Annotated in this window: 8 protein-coding genes; 7 read left to right on the plus strand and 1 reads right to left on the minus strand. The window is 38.6% G+C overall.

Annotated elements, in window-relative coordinates; all coding sequences use genetic code 11:
• Window positions 1-290 precede the first annotated feature (290 nt).
• The 5 genes from B7C60_RS00665 to B7C60_RS17155 all read left to right on the plus strand — a co-directional run bounded on the left by B7C60_RS00665 (window position 291) and on the right by B7C60_RS17155 (window position 4,398).
• Complete coding sequence (locus B7C60_RS00665) at window positions 291-473, plus strand: DUF645 family protein (protein ID WP_061897744.1); 183 nt, start codon at window positions 291-293, stop codon at window positions 471-473.
• A 713-nt stretch (window positions 474-1,186) separates the two neighbouring features.
• Window positions 1,187-1,945: a hypothetical protein gene (locus B7C60_RS00670; protein WP_157928663.1), complete on the plus strand. Its 759-nt coding sequence runs from the start codon at window positions 1,187-1,189 to the stop codon at window positions 1,943-1,945.
• 607 nt (window positions 1,946-2,552) lie between these two features.
• Window positions 2,553-3,020, plus strand: a complete 468-nt coding sequence (locus tag B7C60_RS00680; protein WP_245868346.1) for a GNAT family N-acetyltransferase — start codon at window positions 2,553-2,555, stop codon at window positions 3,018-3,020.
• Window positions 3,021-3,706: 686 nt separating this feature from the next.
• Window positions 3,707-3,883, plus strand: coding sequence for a hypothetical protein (locus B7C60_RS17070; RefSeq protein ID WP_172953211.1), 177 nt, complete (start codon window positions 3,707-3,709; stop codon window positions 3,881-3,883).
• 275 nt (window positions 3,884-4,158) lie between these two features.
• The gene (locus B7C60_RS17155; protein WP_199356095.1) at window positions 4,159-4,398 is read left to right on the plus strand and encodes a hypothetical protein; all 240 of its coding nucleotides are present in this window, start codon (window positions 4,159-4,161) and stop codon (window positions 4,396-4,398) included.
• A 559-nt stretch (window positions 4,399-4,957) separates the two neighbouring features.
• On the opposite strand, the gene B7C60_RS00710 is transcribed toward B7C60_RS17155, so the two are convergent.
• Window positions 4,958-5,509 carry a TetR/AcrR family transcriptional regulator gene (locus tag B7C60_RS00710; RefSeq protein WP_099610006.1) on the minus strand — a complete coding sequence of 184 codons (552 nt, stop codon included), beginning with the start codon at window positions 5,507-5,509 and terminating at the stop codon, window positions 4,958-4,960.
• 93 nt (window positions 5,510-5,602) lie between these two features.
• On the opposite strand from B7C60_RS00710, the gene B7C60_RS00715 reads away from it, so the two are divergent.
• Window positions 5,603-6,073 (plus strand): HPP family protein, encoded by a 471-nt coding sequence (locus B7C60_RS00715; protein WP_099610007.1) that lies wholly within the window; start codon window positions 5,603-5,605, stop codon window positions 6,071-6,073.
• Between the two features lie 238 nt (window positions 6,074-6,311).
• The coding region (locus tag B7C60_RS00725; protein ID WP_099610008.1) for an ISAs1 family transposase at window positions 6,312-7,143 on the plus strand (832 nt) is incomplete at its 3' end.

The raw sequence follows: 7,143 nt of genomic DNA on the forward strand, positions 1-7,143 counted from the left end.
AAAGCGTTCAAGAGGGACAGCCAACGCGTGGCATTTTTATTATGCGTTGGTTTTTGTGGTTACAGTGTTATGCGGAAAGTTTGTAGTAGCGTTGGCTGCCCCTTAACGCGGCGTTAGCTTCTTAAAGGCTAAAATCATCAAAATCTAAGTTCAATTGTTCTGAGAAATCAGCTTTGAGCGTCTAAATTGCACAATTTGGTTTCTGAGTTTTGCTTGATGCAATTTGGTAGAAATAGCTGAAAGTTCCGCAGTTTCAAAGTCGCTGAAAACCATCAAACCTCGATGCTTCAATGTTGTTGGATGCTCCACCCGGAAAGTTTGGTTTCACAAATAGCTGCATCATCGCTGAAATTGTGCTTTCTTTGTCGCGGATTCTTAACCGTGGCCAACTTAACCTTGATCGTTTTGAGTTTTGGCTGCTTACTTCACAGCTTTTGGCGTTGGACGTGTGTTTGTGTGATGCTTTTTCGTAAAATGCCTTTCAAGTAAAAGGGTTAAAAGTCATTTTGAAACAATAGGCTACGAAGCTAACAAACGCCTCAAGAGGGACTGTCAACGCGCGGCGTTTCCAGTCCCAATGAGCCGTGGTGGTTATGGTTGTTGTGTTTTAGTTTGGTTGTTATGCGTTGCCAGCACCTTAGGCGGGCGTTATGTAACCGTAGAGAAAAATTCCGTAATATATTGAAAATTAAAGTGTTTTTATGATTTATTTACTTTGAGTTTAGCTTCTACTTTACATGTTTATACTTTTAAGTGGTTGTTTTAATTGGTTATTTATACAGTTTGTAAAATTAGTCTTATTCATTTTGATTTGGTTTTCGGCTTCTTTATTCTTCGAATCTTCAGATTGTTGTTAATGATTCAGCGGGTTTGCGATAAGTTTGGTGGCAGTCATTTTTTTCTTTGAACTAGGGCTCGCAGTTTCGTCGTTGTCACGCAAATTCTACTGGGTTACTGCTAACTTTTCATGTAAGTTAAATGATATTTGACAATGTTGTTCTTTGTAATGCTTTGAAATGGTTAGCAAAGTTACATAACAAAGCATTCAAGTGGGACAGTCAACGCTTGGCAGTTTTGGTTTGGGTGAGCATTTGAGGTTACGGCTGGCTAGTTTGAGTTTAGTTGTTTACGTTGCCTGCCCCTTAATGCGGCGTTATACAACATTGATATAGTGGGGACAAACAGGTTGCTGACTGAAAAAAATAGACAAATTAAAGAAAAACTAATAGCACAAGCACAAGTAAAGAAAGGCACTAAATCTATTTCTAACAACAGATTGAGAAAAATTGAACTAATTAACAGTTCTCTCCTTGTTATCTTAACGATTTTGGCTTTTGTTGTTAACTTACAGTTATCATCTGTACAAAAGACACTTATTGAGAAGCAAACAGCAAATGAAATACAAAAATTTTGGTCAGAGGTGGAAAAGACGGTAGATAAGTCTTCAGACTATGCTGGTGAACTTGGCTCTAAAACAGTTAGTTTCATAGGAGCTATGGACAACTTAAGTTTACATTATTATATGTATTACGTTTTGACTCCTACTAAAAGCGATGTAACGTCTGATAATGAATTTTTGAGTCTGAAAGCCGAAGTATTGTCAAAATATGGTGCTTTGATTTCTATATACTCCAGAGTTTCTTTAGAGTATGACTTTATTCTATTAAAATATCATGATACCGCTGTTGCCAACGAAGTTAAGCAGTGGGATAAACTTCGTTTAGCCAGTGAAAAGGTTAATAATTGGAAGCTGGAAAATACAAGAATTATTGATAAATTACTTGCGTTATCAAATTCACTTGAAAGCATAAAGACGGACAGTGAATTTTTGAAATACACTAATGCAACATATGAGTTTTCTAAAAGTATGGGGGAACGTATCGAGACTTTTGTTCCACCATATGTCTTAGCTCTAGATGATTTCATAGATGCAAATATTAAATAGGTTTTTTATTATTGTTGTATAACAAGGCGTTAAAGAGGGATTCGCAACGCGTGGCATTTTCGTTATGCATTGATTTTATTAGTTTTTAGTGTAATGCGGTGAGTTGGTAGTTGCGTTGCTCACCCCTTAACGCAGCGTTATGTAACCGTATAGAAAAAGACCACAATGCATTGAAAAGTAGATGTTTTTTATGATTGGTCTAATTTCAATTTCGACTTTTTCTGAGTTCGTTTCGTGCATGTTGATTTAGCTTTCGGCTTCTTTATTCTTCGAATCTTCAGTTTGTTGCTAATGATTCAGCTGGTTTGCGATAAGTTTGGAGGCAGACATTTTTTTCTTTGAACTAGGGCTCGCAGTTTCGTCTTTGCCACGCAAATTCTACTGGGTTACTGCTAACTTTTCATGTAAGTTAAATGGTCTTTGGCGATGCCGTTCTTTGTAATGCTTTGAAATAGTTAGCAAAGTTACATAACAAAGCATTCAAGAGGGACAGTCAACGCTTGGCAGTTTTGGTTTGGTTGGCATTTGAGGTTACGGCTGGCTAGTTTTAGTTTAGTTGTTTGCGTTGCCTGCCCCTTAATGCGGCGTTATGTTCACACGAGGAAACATGGAAGTTTATTGTAAAATTTTAAAGCCGCAAGATAGCTTGAAATATCGAGAATTACGGTTAGAAAGCTTACGGTTATACCCTGAGGCATTTGGCTCTGATTACAAGATCCAATCTCAATTACCGAAGTTGTTCTTCGAACAAATGATCGAAAAGGAGAGCAATGATCACATTATGCTGGGTGCTTTTTACAATAATGAATTAGTCGGGTTATGTGGCTTGCTTTCTTTGGAACAGCCGCACTCATTAGAGCTAGTTCAAATGTACGTGTCACCAAGTGTACGTGGGAAGTCAATCGGACAAACTCTTTTAACTAAAGCGAAGTCGGTGTTACAGGATCGCAATGGGGATAGGCTAGAGCTAACGGTTTATTCCGGTAATCTTGCTGCCATTAAATCTTATGAAAAATTTGGTTTTATCCGTGTTGCAAGTCAACTTAAAGAAATTGTTATGCATTTTAAACTGTGAACATAACAAACGCTTCAAGAGGGACTTCCAACGCGCGGCATTTTTATTATGCGTTGGTTTTTGTGGTTACGGTGTTATGCGGAAACTTGGTAGTGGCGTTGTCAGCCCCTTAAGCGGGCGTTATGTTTAATCACCAAAAATCAGTGGATTATGGTTTTTCTTTGTTCCCTCGGCTGATTGATTTTGTGTTTGTCGGCAAGTTGGCTTCAGCGGGCGCTGTTTTCCGGACACTTGTTCTTTGGCGCTGGAAATTCAGAGAATTGCCTCAATCAATTTTTTGCCAAGCGCGAGGTTAGTTCGGCTGGCTCAATAAGTATTTTGATCACAGGTTTTTGTGCTTGAATTGCCAAAATTCGAAGTCTGCTTTTCAAATCTATGAGTAGTTTCAGTTTTTCAGGTCTTGGCTTTTGTTTGTGAATCAAAGCTGAGTTAATCTTGGTTTGGGTAAAACGTAAGTCATTGAAGCTTAAACATAACAAACGGTTCAAGAGGGACAGCCAACGCGTGGCATTTTTACTGTGCGTTGGTTTTTGTGGTTACGGTGTTATGCGTAAGCTTAGTAATGGCGTTGGCTGCCCCTTAACCGGGCGTTAGGCTACGTCTTGACATCTCAGGAAATGACTTTGTATAGCATTCATGTTGTATGAGGTGTATACTTCTGGTAAACCAATGTGTAGGAGATAGTTATGGCAACTACTTCATTTGATAAGGACTTCAAAGTAACTGACGATAAGGTTATTAAGAAGTTCAAGATGGCAGCCGCAAACCCTAGAAAGGTAGTGGTTAAAAAACGAAACTATGAGTCTGATAAGTCAAAAGGTATTCAGTCATTAACACGACAGTTGTCAAACTCGGGGATGTAGTTGAAGCTTTTGGTAGTGATAAACTTCAAAAGCTTTTCTCTAACTTCACTTGCCCTAAAAACCCTGATGTAGAAACCTTCCTTAGATCTAAAGCTACTCGATTTGAAGAAAGCGATAATTCTAGAACATACCTCATCTTAAATGACGATGGTGAAATACTCGCTTATTTTTCACTGACGTTCAAAGAAGTATCTTTAGTCCATTCTGATATATCTAAAGGTAAAATAAAACGCTTAGATGGAATCAATAAAAATGCTGAGAAGATCAAAGCTTACTTGATCGGTCAAATTGGTAAGAATTTTTCAGTTGAGCCAAATAAGATCACGTTAGAGCTAATTCTTGATGAAGTATATGCGATCATTAACGAAGCCAAGGCGTTGGTTGGCGGGCGCGCTGTTATCCTAGAATGTGATAAAAATCCAAAGTTAATTGAATTATATAAAAAAAATGGTTTTGACGAATTAATTCATACGCCTCACGAACCTCTGGTCACAATGTACACCTACATAGCCTAACAAACGCTTCAAGAGGGACAGCCAACGCGTGGCATTTTTACTATGCGTTGGTTTTGGTGATTACGATGTTATGCGAGTTGGTAGTAGCGTTGGCTGCCCCTTAAGCGGGCGTTATGTAACCGTAGAGAAGAAGCCCACAATGCATTGAAAAATAGATGTTTTTATGATTGATCTAATTTCAATTTCGACTTTCTTTAAGTTAGTTTCGTGCATGTTGATTTAACTTTCGGCTTCTTGCTCTTCGAGTTTTTACTCTGGCTTCAATGGTAAAGCGAGTTTGCGATAAGCTTGGTGGAAGTCACTTTTTTCTTTGAACTAGGGCTCGCAGGTTCGTTGTTGCCACGTAAATTCTACTGGGTTACTGCTAACTTTTCATGTAAGTTAAACGATATTTGGCAATGTTGTTCTTTGTAATGCTTTGAAATGGTTAGAAAAGTTACATAACAAAGCATTCAAGAGGGACAGTCAACGCTTGGCAGTTTTGGTTTGTTTGGCATTTGAGGTTACGGTTGGTTAGTTTGAGCGCAGTTGTTTGCGCTGCCTGCCCCTTAATGCGGCGTTAGCACTCAAACGATTCCAGTATTTGAATACATTTTGATGTCACCAAATTTCCATTTCCACCGAGATGTGCGGTAACTATTGCTCCCTCCTTCATAATACAGATAGCATCAAGCAATGTGCTATCGGTACTTATAAGATGGCGACTAATAATTTCCCGTACTTGTTCTTTGTGGAAGTGACAGAATTGAAATATTTCGCTGTTCATGTCGCTAAATTCTGCTGAAGTATTAATGAAAAAGCAGCCTCTAAAATCACCTAACATATTCTCTTTGTGCTCAAACCAACTTGCTAGCGATAAAAATAAACGGTGAATGACATCCTGATTTGAATTAGAACCTGAGAGCTTGTGTTCTAACCACGAGGTAAATATTTCGTGTCGTTTTTGTAAAGATGCAATAATTAAGGCTTCTTTACTTTCAAAATGAGAATAGAGAGTGCGTTTTGCTACACCAGAAACACTGATTACTTCATTGATTCCAATCGAATTTATTCCATTTTTATAAAAAAGGTCTAATGCTGTATCTATCAGTAATTGACGTTTTGGATTCATTTTATTTCTCCTTTAAATAGATATTGACATGTGTAGACCGAATTGTCTACCCTGTTTATGTAGACAGATTGGTCTACTTTTTGGAGTGTATTTATGAATAGTATGGTCATGTCGATTTTTGCGGGTGTCGGGGCTTTTTTAGCCATAGGGTTACTCTCTTTTCTAGATTCAACATTGAATGAAGTTGCCTTATTAATGGCTCCTTTTGGTGCTACAGCGGTGCTTGTGTTTGGGGTGCCAAGTAGCCCTCTTGCTCAGCCTAAAAATGTTATTTTTGGGCACTTAATTACAGCTTTTGTTGGGGTGTTTTTTACGCAGTATATTGGTGTATCACCAGTTACATTGGCGCTAGCAACGGGAATAGCGGTGAGTGTAATGTTAATGACAAAAACGACACATCCCCCTGCAGGTGCAAATCCGTTGTTAATCATGCTATCGGGACAAAGTTGGGGTTTTCTAATTACGCCAGTTTTATTAGGTGCAATTTTGATTGTATTAGCAGGTAAAAGTATGCAAATGTTGGTAGTTAAGTGGGAAACAGTTAAAGTGCTAACAAGGCGTTAAAGAGGGATTCGCAACGCGCGGCATTTTCGTTATGCATTGATTTTATTGGTTTTTAGTGCAATGCGCAGGGAAATCGCATGAACATGCCCATTTTTAAAGGGCTTTCGTCAAATTAGTATTTTCTAATTTACAAGGTATTTCTTTAGCATTCATCACAATATTGGAAACTCATTAAGGATCAATTTGTAGATCATTTTGAGTGTTTTTTAATGGTTCTGTACTTAAACGGAGCCAAATTATGACCACTTTAACGAACCCATTTATGCATTTCGAAGTAATAAAAGATTACCGTCAAGCCGCTAAGGTAGAACACAAATTGTCAGACATTATTTTGTTGACGATCTGTGGTGTGCTCTCCGGTTTTGATACCTGGGAAGGTATCTGTGATTTTGGTGAAAGCCGAATCGATTTTCTTAAATCATTGGGTGATTTTGAGAATGGTATTCCGTCGTCAGATACCATCGCGCGCGTTATGGGCATGGTGAGCCCGTCAGCGATGCAAAAAGCGTTCATTAGTTGGATGAAAGATTGCCATCAAATCACAGATGGTGAAGTCATTGCCATTGATGGAAAAACGGTACGCGGCTCTTATAACAAATCTGAAGAACGCTCTGCAATTCATATGGTCAATGCATTTGCAACCGCGCAAGGGCTTTGTCTTGGCCAATCTAAGGTAAATGAAAAAACCAATGAAATCACAGAAATACCGAAGTTATTGGAATTGCTAAATATTTCTGGTTGCTTAGTGACGATTGATGCTATGGGTTGTCAGAGAAAAATCGCGCAAAAGATAGTTGATAAAAATGCCGATTACTTACTTGCTGTAAAGGGAAACCAAGGCTCGTTAGAGAAAGCGATAGGTGAGTTTTATCGCCCTTCGATGTTGCAGGAGTTTGCAGAGGGCGACAGTTATGCGAGCCAAGAAAAAGGGCATGGCCGTGAGGAAACACGCTGTGCATTAGTCACGAATGAGTTGTCATTTTTAGGTTATTTAGAGCTTGAATGGCCAAATCTGAAAAGTGTTGGCATCATGGTCAACATGCGTAAAACAGAAGAGCGTGCGACAGAGC

Source organism: Vibrio fujianensis, from assembly GCF_002749895.1.
In the GTDB taxonomy this organism is placed as follows: domain Bacteria; phylum Pseudomonadota; class Gammaproteobacteria; order Enterobacterales; family Vibrionaceae; genus Vibrio; species Vibrio fujianensis.